Here is an 18,045-nt window from a genome sequence, read left to right as displayed (position 1 = left end):
ATGAAAAAGCCGGTATCGGGCCGGGCGCCGTGCATGATCACGGAGACTTTTGGCGATTTCAGCGGCCATTGGCGGTCGTGGCTGCGGGGGTGCAAACGGGCGGCTGTCTACCGGTGTTTCGGCCGGTGGGCGGACACCTCGTTCGAGACGGGTCGACGTCCTGGCCGGCGGCGGAGTTGACGTTCGCGCCAGTGCCGCAGCGGGGCGGGGGTCGTGGGGCCCGCCGGTGGACGTGCGGCGGGTCGGCACCGCCGGCAACGCCGACGAGATCGCCGCCGCGCAGATCGTGGACGTGGCCGCCCACGTCCACGCCGCCGCCGGGCCGCGGACCCGCCGGCACCGGCCACCCCAAAGCCACAACCACCGCAAAGACGTAATCCTCAAGGAGACTTGCGGTCACTGGTCCTGCGGCCGGGCGTGCGGGTTCGGCGATCGTGGCGGGGGCCGTGTGAAAGCATGGCGGTCGTGGAACGTGTTTCGAGCCGCATCGCGGCCATCGCCGAATCCGCGACCCTGGCCGTCGACGCCAAGGCCAAGGCCATGAAGGCGGCCGGCCGGCCCGTGGTGGGCTTCGGGGCCGGTGAGCCCGACTTTCCCACGCCCGACTACATCGTGGCCGCGGCGGAGGCGGCCTGCAGGAACCCCGCCATGCACAAGTACACGCCCACCGCCGGGCTGCCCGCGCTGCGGGAGGCCGTCGCGGCCAAGACGCTGCGCGACTCCGGCTACCGCGTCGACCCCTCGCAGGTGCTCATCACCAACGGCGGCAAGCAGGCCGTCTACGAGGCGTTCGCCACATTGCTCGATCCGGGCGACGAGGTGCTGGTGCCGGCGCCGTACTGGACGACCTACCCCGAGGCGATCAAGCTCGCCGGCGGTGTTCAGGTCGATGTGCCGACCGACGAGAGCAGCGGCTTCCTGGCCACGGTGGAGCAGTTGGAGCGGGCCCGCACGAAGCGCACGAAAGTGGTGCTGTTCGTCTCGCCGTCCAATCCGACCGGGGCGGTGTACCCGGCCGAGATGGTCGCCGAGATCGGCCGCTGGGCCGCCGAGCACGGTCTCTGGGTGGTGACCGACGAGATCTACGAGCACCTGGTCTACGGCGGCGCCCGGTTCCAGAGCATCGCCGCGGCGGTGCCGGAGCTGGCCGACCGGGTGGTCGTCCTCAACGGCGTGGCCAAGACCTTCGCCATGACGGGCTGGCGGGTGGGCTGGATGATCGGCCCGCCGGACGTGGTGAAGGCGGCGACCAACCTGCAGTCACACGCCACCTCCAACGTCGCGAACGTGTCCCAGGCCGCCGCGCTCGCGGCGGTCAGCGGCGACCTGTCCGCCGTGGCGGCCATGCGCACCGCGTTCGACCGGCGCCGGCAGATCATGGTGCGCATGCTCAACGAGATTCCCGGCGTGGTGTGCCCGGAGCCCTTGGGCGCGTTCTACGCCTACCCGTCGGTCAAGGGCCTGCTGGGCCGGTCCCTGCGCGGGCGTCGCCCGGCCACGAGCGCCGAGCTGGCCGAACTGGTGCTCGAGGAGGCGGAGGTCGCGGTCGTGCCGGGCGAGGCCTTCGGTACCCCGGGATATTTCCGCCTGTCGTACGCGCTCGGCGACGACGACCTCGTCACCGGTCTGACCCGGGTTGGTGAGCTCTTCGCGGAGCTGGCGTAGCCCGGCCGGCCTACGGCGTCAGCGCGGGCGCCCGGCGTCGTGCTTCGCAGGCGGCGGCGAGGCCGCCGTGCAGCCCGGCGAGGAACCGCCGGCAGGCGTCGAAGTCGATGTCGTCCATCCGCCAGGCGACGTAGCCGTCCGGGCGGACGACGAACAGGGCCTGCGAGTCCTCGTGCGGCAGGCCGTACCGCTCGAACACGTCCACCGAGTCGACGTGCTCCACGCGCTCGTCGCGCCGGCCGGCCACGCGGCCGACGAGGTGCGTGGCGATCCGGCCCCCGAACGCCTCGATGCTGTGCAGCTGTGCCGTCAGTTCCGCGATCTCGCCGTCGTCGAGGTGCCTGCGCGAGATGGCGACGACATGCAGCTGGTAGCCCTGGAGGAGGTCGAACATCTGGCGGCCGGTGCCGATCCGGGCGTCCGGTGCGCGGTGGCCCGCGTGCGGACCCTTGAGCGAGTAGAGCCGTTCGTTGACGGTGAACGCGCCCGGCTTGTACGCCAGGCCGATCTGTGACAGCCGGCGGAACGCCTTGCGGTGCGGCGCCGGCATCGCCGACATGCGGCCCAGGAGGAACGGGCCGACGGCGTCCCGCAACGACGCCCGCCAGCCGTGCAGGTCCGCGGCCACCTTGTACAGCCGGTCGGTGAAGCGCAGCAGCTGCTCACCCACCGGGTGCCGTTCGTCGTGGTAGGTGTCCAGCAGCGCGTCGTCCGCGCCGGTGCGCAGCACGGCGGCGAGCTTCCAGGCGAGGTTCGCCGCGTCCTGCAGACCGGTGTTCATGCCCTGCCCGCCGGCGGGCGAGTGGATGTGGGCGGCGTCGCCGACCAGGAACGCCCGGCCCACCCGGTAGCGTTCGACCTGGCGCAGGTGCGCCTTGTAGCGGGTGGTCCACACCGGCTCGGACAGCGTGACGGGGACCCGCATCGCCTCGCGCAGCGCTGCCTGGAGCTCGGGCAGGGTCAGCGGTCCGGCCGGGGCGGTGCCGTCGCGGGCGGCGGGGTCGGTGGTCATCACCCGGGACCGGGTGGCGCCCTGCAGCGGCAGGAACAGGGCGATGCGGTCGCCGTTCATGAAGATCCGGAACTGGGTGTGGTCGAACGGCCACTCCACCCGGCAGTCCGCGAGCAGGAAGTGCTGCTCGTAGGGTTCATGCTCCGGAACAGCTCGATGGTGCGGGCCTGGACCGCGAAGGCCCGCGACTGCGTGGACGGCCCGGTGTTGGCATCGATGATGCGCACCGCGACGCCACGGCGGATCAGCAGCGCGGCGGTCATCAGCCCGCTCGGCCCGGCGCCGACCACGAGCACCTCGCAGCCGGCCGGCGGGCCCGCCGCGAAGGGCGCCGCGGTGGCCCGGCGCCAGCGGTCGACCTGCGCCGCCGTGGTGGCGGCGCCGGTGCGGGCCGGGGTGCGCGGGCATGAATCCCGCGCGACGTTCGTACCAGTGTTGTGGCCGCCCGGCGGCCGGCACGAGGGGCGAGTCCCGCTCAGCGGCACGGCAGGACGTGCGGGCCGCCCGTCACCGGGGGGCGAGGGCGTACAATCTATGCGATTGATTAGCCTTGAAAGGGTGGCCCATGATCATTGACGTGCACTGTCATGTGTGGCCGGACCACATCGCGCCCCGGGTGCTGGCCAGCCGGCCGGCCTCGCTCGACCCGGTCTTCGACGGCACGGTCGCGGGGCTGCTCAAGACCATGGACGCGGCCGGTGTGCAGCGGGCCGCCGGCCTGGGCATCGCCAACGCGGCGCGGACCGTGCACCGGACCAACGAGTTCATCGGCTCGATCGACCGCGACCGGCTGATCCCGTTCGGGACCGTGCACCCGGACCTCCCGGTCGAGGAGAACCTGCGCTCGCTCGCCGACAACGGCATCCGCGGCGTCAAGCTGCATCCGCTGTTCCAGGAGCTGTCGCTCGCCGACCCGCGCGTGATCGACATCGCGCACGGGCTGGCCGAGGCCGGCGTCGTGGTGATCACGCACGCCGGGGCCGGCGGCGACGCGGCGGCCAACGAGCGCGGCGCGCCGCGCAACGTCATGGTGCTGCACCGGGCGGTGCCGGGGCTGCGGCTGATCGCCTGCCACTACGGCGGCTACCACCGCCTCGACGAGGCCGAGGCCGAGGTGCTCGGCTCGCCGGTCGTGCTCGAGACCTCCTGGCCGCCGCGGCTGGCGGACCTGGAGCCCGACCGGCTGCGCGCGATCATCCGGCGGCACGGGGCGGACCGGATGGTGTTCGGGTCCGACTGGCCGATGGCCGACCCGGGCGCGGAGATCGCCACGATCCGCTCGCTGGGCCTGGACGCCGCCGAGGAGGGGGCGATCCTCGGCGGCACGCTCGAACGGCTGCTCAGCGGCCCTGCCACTGCGGCGTCCGCTTCTCGGTGAACGCCCGCGCCCCCTCGATCGCGTCGTGCGAGGACCGGACCGGCTCGTAGATCGCCTGCTGGCGGGCGAACGCCTCGGCGGGCGCCCAGGACGCCGACTCGACCACGATCCGCTTGGCCGCCCGGATCGCCAGCGGCGCGTTCCGGGCGATCTCCCCGGCGAGCTCCAGCGCGGCCGGGAGCGCGGCCCCGGCCGGGGTCAGCCGGTTCACCAGCCCGACCGCGTGCGCCTGGGCGGCGCTCACGAGGGCGCCGGTCAGGATCCACTCCATCGCGGTGCCGTACGGGATGCGGGCCGGCAGCCGCAGCAGCCCGCCGCCGCCGGGCAGCAGCCCGCGCCGCACCTCGGGCAGGCCGAACTTCGCGTCCTCGGCGGCCACGATGAGGTCGCAGGCCAGCGCGATCTCGAAACCCCCGGCCACCGCGAAGCCCTCGACGGCCGCGATCAGCGGCTTGGCCGGTGGCGCCTCGACGATGCCGGCGAAGCCGCGGCCGGGCACGGCGGGGCGCTCGCCGGCCAGGAACGCCTTGAGGTCCATGCCGGCGCAGAAGCCCTTGCCGGCGCCGGTGAGCACGCCGACGCTCAGGTCGTCGCGCGCGTCGAGCTCGGACAGGGCGGCGGCGATGCCCTCGGCCGCGGCGGCGTTGATCGCGTTGCGGGCCTCCGGCCGGTCGATGGTGACGAGCAGGACCCGGCCGTGTTCCTCGGTGCGCACGGGGCCGTCGCTCATCGGGCCTGCATCCGTACCGCGCCGTCGAGCCGGATCGTCTCGCCGTTGATCATCGGGTTGTCGACGATGTGCGCCGCCAGCCGCGCGAACTCGTCCGGGTGGCCGAGCCGGGCCGGGTGCGGGATCGACTTGGCCAGCCCCGCCTTGATCTCGTCGGAGAACCGGTCGAGGATCGGCGTGTCGAAGATGCCGGGCGCGATGGTGGCCACCCGGATCAGCTTGCCGGCCAGGTCCCGGGCGGCCACGAGGGTCATGCCGACGACGCCGGCCTTCGCCGAGGCGTAGGGGATCTGGCCGATCTGGCCCTCCCAGGCGGCGACCGAGGCGGTGAGCACGCAGACCCCGCGCTCGCCGTCGAGCGGCTCGTTGCGGGCCATCCGGGCGGCGGTCAGGCGCAGCACGTTGAACGTCCCGACGAGGTTGATGCGCACCAGGGTCTCGTAGAGCTCGAGGTCGCCGGGGCTGCCGTCGCGGTTGACCAGCCGCACCGTCCCGCCCCGGCCGGCGCAGTGCACCAGCGCCCGGATCGGCCCGCCGCGCTCGGCGGCGTCGAGGGCCGCCTCGACCGCCGCCGGGTCGGTGACGTCGGCCGGCGCGAACACCGCGCCGATCTGCTTCGCCACCGCCTCGCCGTCGGACGCCGGCAGGTCGACGATGACCACCCGCGCGCCCGCGGCGACGAGCCGCTCGGCCGTCGCCCGCCCGAGCCCCGAGGCGCCCCCGGTCACGACGGCGGCGCCTTGGTCGATGTTCATGAGGGCTCCTGTCCTAGAGACGTTCGATGATGGTGGCGTTGGCCATGCCGCCGGCCTCGCACATGGTCTGCAGCCCGTAGCGCCCGCCGGTCTGCTCGAGGTGGTTGATCAGCGTGGTCATCAGCCGGGCGCCGGAGGCGCCGAGCGGGTGCCCGAGCGCGATCGCGCCGCCGCGCGGGTTGAGCCGGGCCGGGTCCGCGTCGAACTCGGCCAGCCAGGCCAGCGGCACGCTGGCGAAGGCCTCGTTCACCTCGACGGCGTCGATGTCGGCCATGGTCAGTCCGGCCCGGGCCAGCACCTTGCGGGTGGCGGGGATCGGGCCGGTCAGCATCATCACCGGGTCGTCGCCGCAGACCGCCGAGGCGACGATGCGGGCCCGCGACCGCAGCCCGAGCCGGGCGGCCCGGTCCGCGGTCGTCAGCAGCAGCGCGGCCGCGCCGTCGGTGAGCTGCGAGCTGTTCCCGGCGGTGATCTTCCAGTCGAGGTCGGGGAACTGCTCGCGGTATCGCTCGGTGCCGAACGACGTACGCAGCCCGGCCAGCCCGTCGACCGTCGTGGCGGGCCGGATCGTCTCGTCCGCAGTGACCCCGCCGATCGGGACGATCTCCCGGTCGAAGCCGCCGGACGCGGCGGCCTGCGCCGCGAGGCGGTGCGAGCGGGCCGCGAACTCGTCCAGGTCCGTGCGCGACAGCTTCCACCGCCGCGCGACCAGCTCCGCCGACACGCCCTGCGGCACCAGGCCCGGGTAGCGGGCCCGGACGGAGGGGCCGAACGGGTCCGCGTCGCCGCGGGCCGAGCCCATCGGGACCCGGCTCATCGACTCGACGCCGCCGGCGATGACGAGGTCGTACCCCCCGGCGGCGACACCCCAGTGCGCGAACTCGATCGCCTGCTGGCCGGAGCCGCACTTGCGCTCGATCGTGACCGACGGCACGTGCTCCGGGTAGCCCGCGGCCAACCAGGCCTGCCGGCCCGGCGTCGCGGACTGCTCGAGGTTCTGCCCGACGCACCCGATGAGCACGTCGTCGACGTCGGCGGGGTCGATGCCGGTGCGCTCCACCAGGGCGCGCAGCGTGCCGGCCAGCAGCTCCACCGGGTGTGTCCCGGACAGCGCACCGCCCGGTTTGCCCCGCCCCATCGGGGATCTCACGGCGTCGACGATCACGGTCTGTGGCGCGGTAGCTCCCATGCTTGACAAAGTATCTCTGCATACGAATAGCATCAATAGCAGGGAGGGTGACGTGACAAATCTTGACGGAACGTCCTGGACCGACGGGCGCGAGGAGATCCGGGACGCGGCGCGGCAGCTGGCCCGCGAGCGGTACGCACCGCAGGCGGAGGCCTGGGACCGCGAGCGCACCCGGTTCCCGAAGGACGAGCGGCGCTACCTCGGCTCGCTCGGCCTGCTCGGCATCACGCACCCGGAACGGTACGGCGGCTCGGCCCGGCCGATCATCGACGCGCTCGTGGTGATCGAGGAGCTGGCCAAGGAGTGCCGCCCGGCCGCCTTCCAGGTCTTCGAGGCCAACACCGGCCCGGCGCAGGTGGTCAACCAGCTCGGCACCGAGGAGCAGCGGGAGCGTTTCCTGCCCTCGATCATCCGCGGCGAGACGACCATGGCGGTGGCCATCTCCGAGGCGGACGCCGGCTCGGCGGCCACCGACATGACCACCCGGGCCAAGCTCAGCGACGGCATGTACACGGTCAACGGCGCCAAGCGCTGGATCTCCAACGGCAGCGAGGCCGACAGTTATCTCGTGTACGCGCGGATCTCCGACCAGCCCGGCGCCAAGGGCATCGGCGCGATCATCGTCGAGGCCGACCGGCCCGGCGTCAGCTTCGGCTCGCCCGAGCGCCTGATGGGCTTCCGCGGCATCCCGAGCGCCGACGTTGTCTTCGACGACGTGCGGGTGCCGGAGGAGAACCTCCTGATCGGGCCGGGCGGCTTCCGCAGCCTGTTCACCGCGTTCTCCATCGAGCGGCTCGGCAACGCCACGATGAGCCTGGCGATCGGTCAGGCCGCGCTCGACCGCAGCGTGCGCTACGTGCAGGACCGGATGCAGTTCGGCAAGCCGCTGCTGGAGTTCCAGAACATCCAGCTCACGCTGGCCGACATGATGCTGCAGGTGGAGGCGGCCCGGCAACTGCTGCTGCGCGCCGCGCACCACGCCGGGACCGGGCTGCCGGTCTCGCTGGAGGTCTCGCTGGCCAAGTGCACCGCCAACGAGATGGCCAAGCGGGTCAGCGACCTGGCGATGCAGCTGCACGGCGGCAACGGCTACACCGAGGAGTACGGCATCGAGCGGCTGCACCGCGACGCCCACGGGTGGGCGCTGGCGGGCGGGACGCCGACCATGCAGCGGATCAGGATCGTCTCGGAGATGCTGGGACGCTCGTTCGACCAGCGGCGGTAGGGGCGCAGACTCATGGTGAGGGAATACACCGGCACGACCCCGAACTTCGGCCCGGACGAGTGGTCGCTGGCCACCGTGCTGCGCCGGCACGCCCGGGACACGCCGCACGCGACCGTGCTGGTCTGCCCGGACGAGCGGGCGAGCTGGACCTACGCGGAGGCGCTCGCCGAGGCCGAGTGCATCGCCGGCGCCTGGTACACGGCGGGCGCGACCGCCGGCGACCGCGTCCTGGTCATGGCGGCCAACTCGTCGCAGTTCGTGCGCAGCTGGTTCGGCACGGCCGTCGGCGGCCTGGTCGAGGTGCCGATCAACACCGCCTACGAGGGCGAGTTCCTGCGCCACCAGAGCCAGACCGTGCGGCCGCGCTGGGCGGTCATCGACGACGTGTTCGCCGAGCGGTTCGTCGCCGTCGCCGAGCACACCCGCGGCATCGAGCAGTTCTGGGTCATCGACAACGGGCAGGCCGGCCCGGCGGTCGAGCTGCTGCGCGCCCACGGCTGGCGGGCCGAGCGGTGGGAGAGCCTGCTCGGCGGGGAGCGGCTCGTGCTGCCCGACCCGTCGCCGACCAGCCTCGCCTCGATCTTCTTCACCTCCGGCACCACCGGGCCGTCCAAGGGCGTGGCGATGCCGCACTCGCAGATGTACTTCTTCGGCCAGGAGGTGGTCTGGCTGACCCGGCTCACCGCCGCCGACACGTACCTCACCACCACGCCGCTCTTCCACGGCAACGCCCAGTTCATGGCGGCGTACCCGGCGATCGTCGCCGGCGCGCGGGTGGTGGTCCGCCGCCGGTTCAGCGCCAGCCGGTGGATCGACCACGTCCGCGACGACGCCGTCACCGTGACCAACTTCGTCGGCGTGATGATGGACTTCGTCTGGAAGCAGCCGCCCCGCCCCGACGACGCCGACAACCGCCTGCGCTGCGTCTACGCCGCGCCCACCGCGAGCTCGATCCTGCGGCAGTTCATGGACCGCTTCGGCATCGAGGCGTTCGTCGACGCGTTCGGGCTCACCGAGACCAGCGCGCCGATCCTGTCGCCCTACGGCGAGATCCGCCCGCCCGGCGCGGCCGGCCTGCTGGCCGGCGAGTGGTTCGAGGCCCGGCTGGTGGACCCCGAGACCGACCGCGAGGTGCCGGTCGGCGAGATCGGCGAGCTGGTCGTGCGGTACAAGCAGCCGTGGACGTGCAGCCTGGGCTACTACGGCATGCCGGAGAAGACGGTCGAGGCGTGGCGGAACCTGTGGTTCCACACCGGCGACGCGCTGCGCCGGGACGAGACCGGCTGGTACTACTTCGTCGACCGGTACAAGGACGCCCTGCGCCGCCGCGGCGAGAACGTCAGCTCCTACGAGGTCGAGCAAGCGATCCTGCAGCACCCGGCGGTCGCCGAGTGCGCGGTGATCGGCGTGCCGGCCGACGTGGAGGCGGGCGAGGACGAGGTGATGGCGGTCGTGGTGACCGTCGAGCCGGTCACGGCCGACGAGCTGTGGCAGTTCTGCGCCGGCCGGATCCCGTCGTTCGCCACGCCCCGGTTCGTGCGGTTCGTCGACGCGCTGCCCAAGACGCCCAGCGAGAAGGTGCGCAAGGCGGCCCTTCGCGAGGCGGGCATCACCGCGGACACCAGCGACCGGACGAAGTCGGCGGTGGCGTGACGATGCGGCCGTACCGCTCGGTGCTGTTCGTCCCGGGTCACCGGCCGGGCTGGGCGGAGAAGGCGGTCGCCAGCGGCGCCGACGCGATCGTGCTGGACCTCGAGGACTCGGTACCGGACGGCGAGAAGCCCGCGGCCCGGGCGGCGGTGGCCGCGACGGTGCAGCGGCTGCGCGCGGCCGGCGCGCCCAGCGCGGTCGGGGTGCGGGTGAACCCGCTCGCCACCGGCTTCGCCGGCGCGGACCTGGAACGGGTCGTCGTGCCCGGCCTGGACTTCGTGTTCGCGCCCAAGATCAGCGGGCCGGACGACGTGATCCGGTTCGACGCGCTGCTGGACCACTTCGAGCGGCGCAACGGGGTGGCCGGGCTCGAGCTGGTCGTACCGGCGGAGACCGTGGCGGCGATCCAGCACTGCGAGGCGATCGCCGCCGGCCCGCGCGTCGCGGCGATGGTCGGGCCGACCGCCGAGCACGCCGACATCACGCGGGCCGTGGGCTTCGAGTGGACGCCGGAGGGCGACGAGACGCTCTTCCTGCGCAGCCGGATCCTGCTGGCCTGCCGCGGCGCGGGCATCCATCCGCTGACCGGCCTGTGGGAGCGCGTCGACGACCTGGACGGCCTGCGCGCCTTCGCGACCCGCGGCCGGCGGCTGGGCTTCCGCGGGATGATCGCGATCCATCCCAGCCACGTGCCCGTGATCAACGAGGTGTTCGGCCCCGACGCCGAGCAGGCCGGCTTCTACCGGGGGCTGGCCGAGGCGTACGAGCGGGCGAGCGCCGAGGGCGCCGGCGCCGTGCGCTACCGGGGTGTGCACATCGACAAGGCCCACTACGAGACCGCGCTGGAGTGGCTCGCGGCAAGGGGTGCGCGATGAACGAGCGGCCGCTGACCGGCATTCGCGTGCTGGAGCTGGGCACGATGTACGCCGCGCCGACCGCCGGCCGGATGCTGCGCGACTTCGGCGCCGACGTGGTCAAGGTGGAGGACCCGGACACCGGCGACTACGCCCGGCACTGGACGCCGCAGCAGGACGGCCTGTCGCTCGGCTTCAGCCGGCTCAATGCCGGCAAGCGCTCCGTCGCCGTCGACCTGCGCCGGGCCGAGGGGCGCGACCTGGTACGCCGGCTCGCGGCCGGGTTCGACGTCGTGATCGAGTCGTTCCGCCCCGGGCGGCTGGAGAGCTGGGGCCTGGGCTACGACGTGCTGAGCGCCGCCAATCCGGGGCTCGTGCTCACCCGGGTCTCCGGCTTCGGCCAGACCGGGCCGTACCGCGAACGGCCCGGCTTCGGCACCGTGGCCGAGACCGGCAGCGGCTTCGCGTTCATCAACGGCTGGCCGGAGACGCCGCCGACCTCGCCGCCGTTCGGGTTCGCCGACTCGATCGCCGGCATCGCCGCCGCGATGGGCACCGCGATGTCGCTGTACCGCCGCGAGCGCACCGGGGCCGGCGACGTGGTCGACGTGGCCCTCTACGAGCCGCTGATGTTCATCGTCGGCGACATGATCCTCAAGTACCAGACCAGCGGCGAGATCCAGGGCCGGGTCGGCAACGGCACCGGATCGGCCTCGCCCCGCGGCGTCTACCGGGCCGCCGACGGCGGATGGCTGTCCATCGCCGCCTCCAACCAGACGATCGCCGAGCGGCTGTTCACCGCCATGGGGCGCCCGGACATCCTCGCCGACCCCCGCTTCGCCACCAACGTCGCCCGGATGGCCAACAACGACGCGATCCAGGCGGAGGTGAGCGCGTGGGTGGCGACCCGGCCGCGCGAGGAGATCCTCGCCGTGCTGGAGCGGCACGAGGTCGTCGCCTCCGGGGTCAACGACGCCCGGGACATCCTCGCCGACCCGCACTTCCGCGAGCGCACCCTGGTCGAGCTGACCGGCAACGACGTGCTGGGCCGGGTGTTCATGCCCGGGCCGGTGCTGCACCTGGCCGGCTCGGCGGACCCGGTCTACGCCGGCGTGCCCGCCATCGGGCAGCACACCGACGAGGTGCTCGCCGAGGTCCTCGGCCTGGACGACGAGGCCCGCGCCGGGCTGCGCGCCGCCGGGGTCACGGCTGCCCGCCGTCCACGGTGATCAGCGCCCCGGTGGTGTAGCTCGACGCCGCCGAGGCGAGGTACAGCACCGCGCCGACGACCTCCTCCGGCTGCCCGCCGCGGCCGAGCGCGAAGGTGGCGGCGCGGGCGGCGAACGCCTCGGCGTCCCAGTGCCGGCTGACGTCGGTGAGGAAGGTCCCGCAGACCACGGCGTTGCAGCGCACCTTCGGCCCGTAGGTGTGGGCGAGCCCGACGGTGAGGTTGTTCAGCCCGGCCTTGGCCGCCGCGTAGGGCAGGACGCCGGCGCGCGGGCGGACCCCGACGCCGCTGGAGATGTTCACGATGCTGCCGCCGTCGCCGGCCGCCATCCGCGCGCCGACGAGCGCGGACAGGCGGAACGGCCCCTTGAGGTTCACCGCCACCACCTTGTCGAACAGCTCCTCGCTGACCGATTCCAGGCGGTCGTAGAGCGGTGACATGCCGGCGTTGTTGACCAGCACGTCGACCCGCCCGAACCGCTCGTAGGCGGCGTCGACCAGGCCCGGCAGCTCGTCCCAGTGCCCGACGTGCACCCCGTAGGGCAGCGCCGCGCGGCCGGTCTCGCCGGTGATCCGCCCGGCCTGCTGCCGGCACGAGTCGAGGTCGCGGCTGGCCACCACGATGTCCGCGCCGGCCCGCGCGAGCCCCAGGCCGATCCGCGCGCCCAGGCCCCGGCTGCCGCCGGTGACCAGCGCGACCTTCCCGGTCAGGTCGAACGGGTTCATGGCTCTCCCTCCACGGTGATTCCTTGCTATGGTAATCATGAATTCAGACCCAGTGCAGCCTGGAGGTGCTCGTGTCCGACGCGCTCTTCGAACTCCCGGAGCGCTACCTCGCGCTGCAGGAGGAGGCCCGGTCGCTGGCGGACTCGGTGCGCGGCCACGCCGCCGAGGCCGACGAGCGCGACGACATCGACCCGCGGATGCGCGCGGCGCTGGCCGGCAGCGGCCTGGCGGGGCTGATGGTCCCGGCCCGGTTCGGGGGCCGCGGCGAGCGGGTCGACTCGCTGGCCGTCACCGTCGTGCGCGAGCAGTTCGCCGCGGTCAGCGCGCACCTCGACTCGCTCTTCGCGATGCAGGGCATCGGCGGCTACGCCCTCGGCGTCGGCGCCGCGCCCGACGTCCAGGAGCGCTGGCTCGGCCCGATCGGCCGGGTCGAGGCCATCGCCGCGCTCGGGCTGACCGAGCCGCAGGTCGGCTCGGATCTGCGGGCCATCGCCACCACACTGACCCGCGACGGCGACGAGCTGGTGCTCGACGGCCGCAAGTCGTTCATCACCAACGCCGGGGACGCCGACGTGTACACCGTGCTCGCCCGCGCCGGCGACGAGTACTCGCTCGTGCTGGTGCCCGCGGACACCCCCGGCGTCTCGGTGGAGAAGCCGCACCAGATCATCGCGCCGCACGTCCTCGGCGACGTCGTCCTGGACCGCGTCCGCGTCCCGGCCGGCCACCTCGTCGGCGCGGCCGGCCAGGGCTTCGCCCTGATGCTCGCGACGCTGGCCACGTTCCGGGTCTCGGTGGCCGGCGCCGCCGTCGGGCTCGCCGAGTCCGCGCTGCGCGAGGCCGTCCGGCACACGTCCGGCCGCGAGCAGTTCGGCACCCCGCTGGCCCGGCTCGGCCCGGTGCCGGCCCTGCTGGCCACCTGCTGGGTCGAGATCGAGATGGCGCGGGCGCTGACCTACCGCGCGGCCGCCGCCGCGTCCCGCGACCCGCGCGCCGCCCTGCACCTGTCGTCGATGGCCAAGGCCGGCGCGACGGAGACCGCCGGCCGGGTGGTCGACCGGTGTGTGCAGGTGATGGGCCGCTTCGGCCTGGTCCGCGGCTCCGTGATCGAGCGGCTGTACCGCGAGGCCCGGCCGATGCGCATCTACGAGGGCTCCACCGAGGTCCTGCTCGACTCGCTCGCCAAGCAACTGGTGAAACGCGAACGGTGAAGGGGGTACCCATGCGCTTCGGACTGGCCGTCCAGAACGACTTCCCGCCGGACGTGCGCCCGGCCGACCGGATCGCGCCGATGCGCGAGCAGGTCGCCGCGGCCGCCGCGGCCGGGTTCTCGTCGGTCTGGATGCTGCAGCACTACCTGGGCAACATGCCGACCCTGCAGCCGATCCCCACGCTCGCCGCGGTCGCGGCCGAGGCCGGCGACATGGCGATCGGCACCAACATGCTGATCCTGCCGCTGCACCATCCGGTCGAGGTGGCCGAGCTGTACGCGACGCTGGACCACATCAGCAACGGCCGCGCGATCGCCGGGTTCGGCCTGGGCTACCGCGAGAACGAGTTCGACGCCTTCGGCATCCCGCTCGACGAGCGCGTCTCCCGCTACGAGGAGTCGGTGGCGATCGTCCGCGGGCTGTGGTCCGGCTCGCCCGTCGACTTCGCCGGACGGCACTACACGCTCAAGGACCAGCGGATCAGCCTCACGCCGGTGCGGCCCGGCGGGCCGCCGATCTGGGTCGGCGCCGGCGCGCACCGCACCGGGGCCCGGCGGGCCGCCCGGCTCGGCGACGCCTGGATCGTCCCGCCGCACGTCACGCCGGAGCGGCTGGGCAAGGTGCTGGGCTGGTACCGGGCCGAGATCGAGGCGGCCGGCGCGTCCGCGGACCGCGACGTCGTGGTCCGCCGGGAGCTGGTGCTCGACCCCGACCCGGACCGGGCGATGGCGATCGGCCGGCGGGCGCGCGGCAACCTGACCCGCGCGTACAGCGCGTTCAACGCCCCGGACGGCACTGCCACCTACCGGCAGCTCACCGACGCGCAGGCGGCCGAGGACGTGGCGGACGCCTCCTACGTCTTCACCACGCCCGGCGAGTGCGTGCGCCGGCTGCGCCTGCTGCAGGACCTGGGCGTCACGTACGTCATCCTGCGCATGCAGTGGCACGACCTGCCGCAGGAGCAGATGCTCGCGACCCTCGAGCTGTTCCGGGCCGAGGTGCTGCCCCACTTCCCGCGAACCGGAGGTTGACGTGGCCGATGTCGAGGTCGAGCGCAAGGGCTCGTCGGTGTGGATCCGGCTCAACCGGCCCGAGCGGCGCAACGCGTACGACGGCCCGATGGCCCACGCGATCGCCGACGCCCTGGAGGCGTCGTCCGCGGCCCGGTCGGTGGTCATCACCGGCTCCGGCGGCAGCTTCTGCGCCGGCGGCGCGCTCACCGACCTGGCCCGGCCGACCGTGGAGACGATGCGCGGGCTGTACCGGGCGTCGCTGCGGCTGTTCGACGCCGTGCGGCAGTGCCCGCGCCCGGTCATCGCCGCCGTCGGCGGGGCGGCGGCCGGCGGCGGCAACGAACTGGTGGTGGCCTGCGACCTGGCCGTGGCGGCCCGCTCGGCGACGTTCGGCCAGACCGGCCCGCGGGTGGGCAGCGCGCCGGTCACCGGCGCCACCAACGTGCTGGCGACGCAGATCGGCGAGAAGCGCGCCAAGGAGATGGCCATGCTGTGCCGCCGGTACACCGCCGAGCAGGCCCTGACCCTGGGCCTGGTCAACGAGGTGGTCGACGACGACCGGCTCGAGCAGCGGGTCGGCGAGGTCTGCGCCGAGATCGAGGCGCTCAGCCCGCGCTACCTGGAGATCACCAAGATCAGCTCGAACGTCTGGTGGAACGCGGCCCGGGACTCCTTCAGCACCGGCCTGGGCATGCTCGTGCAGGCCGTGGGCAGCCCGGACATGATCGAGGGCGCCAACGCCTTCCTGGAGCGCCGCCCGCCGCGCTTCCCCGATCCCGCCTGACGTCACGGTCCCCGGTGGTCATTGCCGCCGCTGACTCGGGCCGCGTCACCTGCAGACCGTTCCTCCCGCGAGACACCGCACCGGGCCTGCCCTGAACGGGCGGCCCGGCGCTGCCAGGCCCGCGGTGCAAGAACGGGGAGCGCAGCGACCACGGGGCGCGGGACCAGTGGCCGCGCAGCGGCCATGGGGGGTCCGGGGTGGGAACCCCCCGGCGCGCCGCGACGAAGTCGCCGCCAGGCTAGGAAACAGCCCGCGGCGCCAAGAACGGGGAGCGCAGCGACCACGGGGCGCGGGGCCAGGCCGAGCCGGGCCAGCGCGACGCGGGCCCGCACGAAGGCCGCGTGGTCACGCGGCACGGCGCAGGGACCGGAAGTCTCCGTGATCATGCATGGCACTCCGCCCGATACCCGGGTTTTTCATGATCACGGAGACATATGGTACCTATGGGTACACAAGTACTCCACGATCATGAAAAACCGTGGTGTCAGTGGCCGGCCGAGCATGATCACGGAGACTTGCCGCCGGTCCCACTCAGAACGAGATGGTGCGGTCCGTCTTGCCGGTGCTCGAGTTGCACAGGCATGCCTTGGCCGACAGGCCGAAGCCGTCGTTCAGCTGAGCGACCCGGCCGGGGCGGACCGCGGCGCCGACGGTTCGTCCACGAGATCCGGGAGCCGGACTACCCGGAGCCGGACTACCCGGAGCCGGGCCGCTCGGCCGGGAGACGGAAGGGCGTGGCCGGGCGGCCGCGCCAGCCGGGGCGGGCGAGGAACACGCCGCCGGCGGCCGGCTCGCGGGCGACCTCGGCGGCGGACATGCCCTCGGTCGAGGTGGAGATGTACAGCTCGTCGAGGTCCGGGCCGCCGAAGCAGCACGACGTCACGAGGCCGGCCGGGAGGTGGACGGTGGTCGTCCGCGCGCCGGTCGGGTCGAAGCGGCACACCCGCGCGCCGCCGAAGAAGGCGACCCACACGCCGCCCGACGCGTCGACGGTCAGACCGTCGGGGACGCCGGGCAGGTCGGAGACGTCGGCGAACGGGCGGCGGCCGGCCAGGGCTCCGGTCGCGACATCGTAGTCAAAGACGTCGATGCGGCGCAGCGTGCTGTCCACGTAGTAGCACAGCCTCGCGTCGGGGCTCCAGTCGATGCCGTTGCTGATCGTCGTGCCGGCCACGGCCGTGGTGAGGGTGCCGTCCGGGTCGAGGCGGTAGAGGTCGCCCGCGGCCGGGCGGGCGTCGAAGGCCATGCTGCCGGCGAAGTAGCGGCCGGCCGGGTCGACGTTGGCGTCGTTCATCCGCAGGTCGTCGCGGCCGGCCAGCGGGGCCGCGAGGCGGGACACGACGGTGCCGCCGCGGCACAGCGCGATGCCGTCGGAGTCGGCGATGATCAGCGATTCGCCGTCCTCGGTCGGGTGTACCGCGCCGACCGTGCTTGGTACCTCGAAGGACCACAGCCGGCCCGTCGCCGGCTCAGTCTGCCAGATCCGGCCGTGCGTCACGTCGACGAAGGCGAGCACCCCGCTGCGGTGGTCCCACCCGACCCCCTCGCCGTGGTGCGGGCGCACGTGCAGCCAGGGGCTGGTGAGCGTGAGATCGGCGCTCATCCGGCCAGCGCCTCGAACGCCTTGGCGGCCCGGTGGTATCCCGTCACGAGACGGGAGAGTATCCGGTCGGTCGGCGGGTCGGCGGCCGCCGCGCCGGGATGCTCGGCGCGCCAGCGCAGGATGCCGCGGGCGCCCTCGGACCAGGTGACCCGCGGGCGGAAGTCCGGCACGAAGCGGCGGATCTTGCCGTTGTCGAAGATCGAGCTGAAGCGCAGGTCGCCCAGGATCAAGGGGGTCCAGCGCCAGTCGGGTGCGGCCAGCGCCAGCAGCTCCGCGGGGACGTGCACCAGCCGGGGCTCCACGCCCGCGGCGGCGGCGAGGATGCGGTAGATGTCGTCCCAGGCGAGGACCTCGTCGGAGGTGATGTGGAAGGTCTCGCCCAGGGTACGCACGTCGCCGAGCAGGCCGGTCAGCCCGACGGCCAGGTCGGCGGCGTGGGTGAGCGTCCACAGTGACGTGCCGTCGGCGGGCACCACCAGCTCGTCGCCGCGCAGGAGCCGGTCCACCTCGGTCCAGCCGCCGGGCAGCGGCGGCTTGGCCTCGTCGTAGGTGTGCGACGGCCGCACGATCGTGACCGGCAGCGCCGCCGACGCGTGCGCGGCGAGGAACGCGTCCTCGGCGGCGATCTTGTCGCGGGAGTACGCCGAGTGCCGGTTGCCCCGGGGCGTCGACTCGTCGATCGGGATCCGGCGGCCGGCGCGGTCGTAGACCGAGGCGGAGCTGATGAAGACGTACTGCCCGGTGCGCCCGGCGAACCCCTCGACGGCGCGCGCGGCGTCGGCGGCGGTGAAGGCGAGGAAGTCGACCACGGCGTCGAAGCGCTGCCCGGCGAGCGCCTCGCGCACCGACGCCGGGTCGGCGAGGTCGGCCGTCACGGCGGTGACGCCGGCGGGCACCGGGCGCAGCCGGGTGCGGCCCCGGTTGAGTAGCCACACCTCGTGTCCGCGCCGCAGCGACGCGGCGGCGCAGGCGGCGCTGATCGCGCCGGTACCCCCGAGGTAAAGCACTTTCACGCGAGCCTCC

At 73.6% G+C, this 18,045-nt stretch carries 17 protein-coding genes; 9 read left to right on the top strand and 8 right to left on the bottom strand.

What is annotated here, in order from left to right:
• Window positions 1–465 precede the first annotated feature (465 nt).
• Window positions 466–1,665, top strand: coding sequence for a pyridoxal phosphate-dependent aminotransferase (locus ACQPXD_RS26720; protein ID WP_432843215.1), 1,200 nt, complete (start codon window positions 466–468; stop codon window positions 1,663–1,665).
• A gap of 10 nt (window positions 1,666–1,675) precedes the next feature.
• Here ACQPXD_RS26720 and ACQPXD_RS26715 read toward each other — a convergent pair whose 3' ends face one another.
• Window positions 1,676–2,776, bottom strand: a complete 1,101-nt coding sequence (locus ACQPXD_RS26715) for an FAD-dependent monooxygenase (RefSeq protein WP_432843213.1) — start codon at window positions 2,774–2,776, stop codon at window positions 1,676–1,678.
• Window positions 2,734–2,967, bottom strand: coding sequence for an FAD-dependent monooxygenase (locus tag ACQPXD_RS26710; protein ID WP_432843958.1), 234 nt, complete (start codon window positions 2,965–2,967; stop codon window positions 2,734–2,736). The genes ACQPXD_RS26715 and ACQPXD_RS26710 overlap by 43 nt, the downstream gene beginning before the upstream one ends.
• Before the next feature lie 275 nt (window positions 2,968–3,242).
• Here ACQPXD_RS26710 and ACQPXD_RS26705 point away from each other — a divergent pair, with 275 nt between their 5' ends.
• A complete protein-coding gene (locus ACQPXD_RS26705; protein WP_432843211.1) occupies window positions 3,243–4,055 on the top strand; it encodes an amidohydrolase family protein in 813 nt (270 codons plus the stop codon).
• On the opposite strand, the gene ACQPXD_RS26700 is transcribed toward ACQPXD_RS26705, so the two are convergent.
• The 3 genes from ACQPXD_RS26700 to ACQPXD_RS26690 are packed head-to-tail and all read right to left on the bottom strand — an operon-like array spanning window position 4,018 to window position 6,729.
• The gene (locus tag ACQPXD_RS26700; protein WP_432843209.1) at window positions 4,018–4,785 is read right to left on the bottom strand and encodes a crotonase/enoyl-CoA hydratase family protein; all 768 of its coding nucleotides are present in this window, start codon (window positions 4,783–4,785) and stop codon (window positions 4,018–4,020) included. The two genes, ACQPXD_RS26705 and ACQPXD_RS26700, sit on opposite strands and share 38 nt — an antisense overlap.
• The gene (locus tag ACQPXD_RS26695) at window positions 4,782–5,540 is read right to left on the bottom strand and encodes an SDR family NAD(P)-dependent oxidoreductase (RefSeq protein WP_432843207.1); all 759 of its coding nucleotides are present in this window, start codon (window positions 5,538–5,540) and stop codon (window positions 4,782–4,784) included. The genes ACQPXD_RS26700 and ACQPXD_RS26695 overlap by 4 nt, the downstream gene beginning before the upstream one ends.
• Before the next feature lie 13 nt (window positions 5,541–5,553).
• A complete protein-coding gene (locus ACQPXD_RS26690; protein WP_432843205.1) occupies window positions 5,554–6,729 on the bottom strand; it encodes a thiolase family protein in 1,176 nt (391 codons plus the stop codon).
• A 52-nt stretch (window positions 6,730–6,781) separates the two neighbouring features.
• Between ACQPXD_RS26690 and ACQPXD_RS26685 the strand changes: the two genes are divergently transcribed.
• From ACQPXD_RS26685 to ACQPXD_RS26670, 4 genes are read left to right on the top strand one after another with little or no spacing between them, the layout of a single operon-like run.
• Entirely contained in the window at window positions 6,782–7,954 is a 1,173-nt protein-coding gene (locus ACQPXD_RS26685) for an acyl-CoA dehydrogenase family protein (protein ID WP_432843203.1), read from the top strand.
• 12 nt (window positions 7,955–7,966) lie between these two features.
• Window positions 7,967–9,607 (top strand): ATP-dependent acyl-CoA ligase, encoded by a 1,641-nt coding sequence (locus ACQPXD_RS26680; RefSeq protein WP_432843201.1) that lies wholly within the window; start codon window positions 7,967–7,969, stop codon window positions 9,605–9,607.
• Between the two features lie 2 nt (window positions 9,608–9,609).
• Window positions 9,610–10,479 (top strand): HpcH/HpaI aldolase/citrate lyase family protein, encoded by an 870-nt coding sequence (locus ACQPXD_RS26675; protein WP_432843956.1) that lies wholly within the window; start codon window positions 9,610–9,612, stop codon window positions 10,477–10,479.
• Window positions 10,476–11,687 carry a CaiB/BaiF CoA transferase family protein gene (locus ACQPXD_RS26670; protein ID WP_432843199.1) on the top strand — a complete coding sequence of 404 codons (1,212 nt, stop codon included), beginning with the start codon at window positions 10,476–10,478 and terminating at the stop codon, window positions 11,685–11,687. Before ACQPXD_RS26675 ends, ACQPXD_RS26670 begins: the two co-directional genes overlap by 4 nt.
• On the opposite strand, the gene ACQPXD_RS26665 is transcribed toward ACQPXD_RS26670, so the two are convergent.
• Window positions 11,662–12,411: an SDR family NAD(P)-dependent oxidoreductase gene (locus tag ACQPXD_RS26665; RefSeq protein WP_432843197.1), complete on the bottom strand. Its 750-nt coding sequence runs from the start codon at window positions 12,409–12,411 to the stop codon at window positions 11,662–11,664. The genes ACQPXD_RS26670 and ACQPXD_RS26665 overlap by 26 nt on opposite strands.
• 71 nt (window positions 12,412–12,482) lie before the next feature.
• Here ACQPXD_RS26665 and ACQPXD_RS26660 point away from each other — a divergent pair, with 71 nt between their 5' ends.
• From ACQPXD_RS26660 to ACQPXD_RS26650, 3 genes are read left to right on the top strand one after another with little or no spacing between them, the layout of a single operon-like run.
• Window positions 12,483–13,622, top strand: a complete 1,140-nt coding sequence (locus ACQPXD_RS26660; RefSeq protein ID WP_432843195.1) for an acyl-CoA dehydrogenase family protein — start codon at window positions 12,483–12,485, stop codon at window positions 13,620–13,622.
• Window positions 13,623–13,633: 11 nt separating this feature from the next.
• A complete protein-coding gene (locus ACQPXD_RS26655) occupies window positions 13,634–14,653 on the top strand; it encodes an LLM class flavin-dependent oxidoreductase (protein ID WP_432843193.1) in 1,020 nt (339 codons plus the stop codon).
• A 1-nt stretch (window position 14,654) separates the two neighbouring features.
• Window positions 14,655–15,419: an enoyl-CoA hydratase/isomerase family protein gene (locus ACQPXD_RS26650; RefSeq protein ID WP_432843191.1), complete on the top strand. Its 765-nt coding sequence runs from the start codon at window positions 14,655–14,657 to the stop codon at window positions 15,417–15,419.
• Between the two features lie 694 nt (window positions 15,420–16,113).
• Here the strand turns inward: ACQPXD_RS26650 and ACQPXD_RS26645 are convergent.
• Together ACQPXD_RS26645 and ACQPXD_RS26640 are read right to left on the bottom strand one after the other, a co-directional pair.
• Window positions 16,114–17,022, bottom strand: a complete 909-nt coding sequence (locus ACQPXD_RS26645) for an SMP-30/gluconolactonase/LRE family protein (RefSeq protein ID WP_432843189.1) — start codon at window positions 17,020–17,022, stop codon at window positions 16,114–16,116.
• The gene (locus ACQPXD_RS26640; protein ID WP_432843187.1) at window positions 17,019–18,035 is read right to left on the bottom strand and encodes an NAD-dependent epimerase/dehydratase family protein; all 1,017 of its coding nucleotides are present in this window, start codon (window positions 18,033–18,035) and stop codon (window positions 17,019–17,021) included. Before ACQPXD_RS26640 ends, ACQPXD_RS26645 begins: the two co-directional genes overlap by 4 nt.
• Between the last annotated feature and the right edge of the window lie 10 nt (window positions 18,036–18,045).

Source organism: Dactylosporangium sp. CA-092794 (assembly GCF_050948465.1).
Taxonomy (GTDB): Bacteria; Actinomycetota; Actinomycetes; order Mycobacteriales; family Micromonosporaceae; genus Dactylosporangium.
The sequence above is the reverse complement of the archived record's forward strand: the minus strand, read 5'-3'. Positions and strand labels throughout refer to the sequence as shown.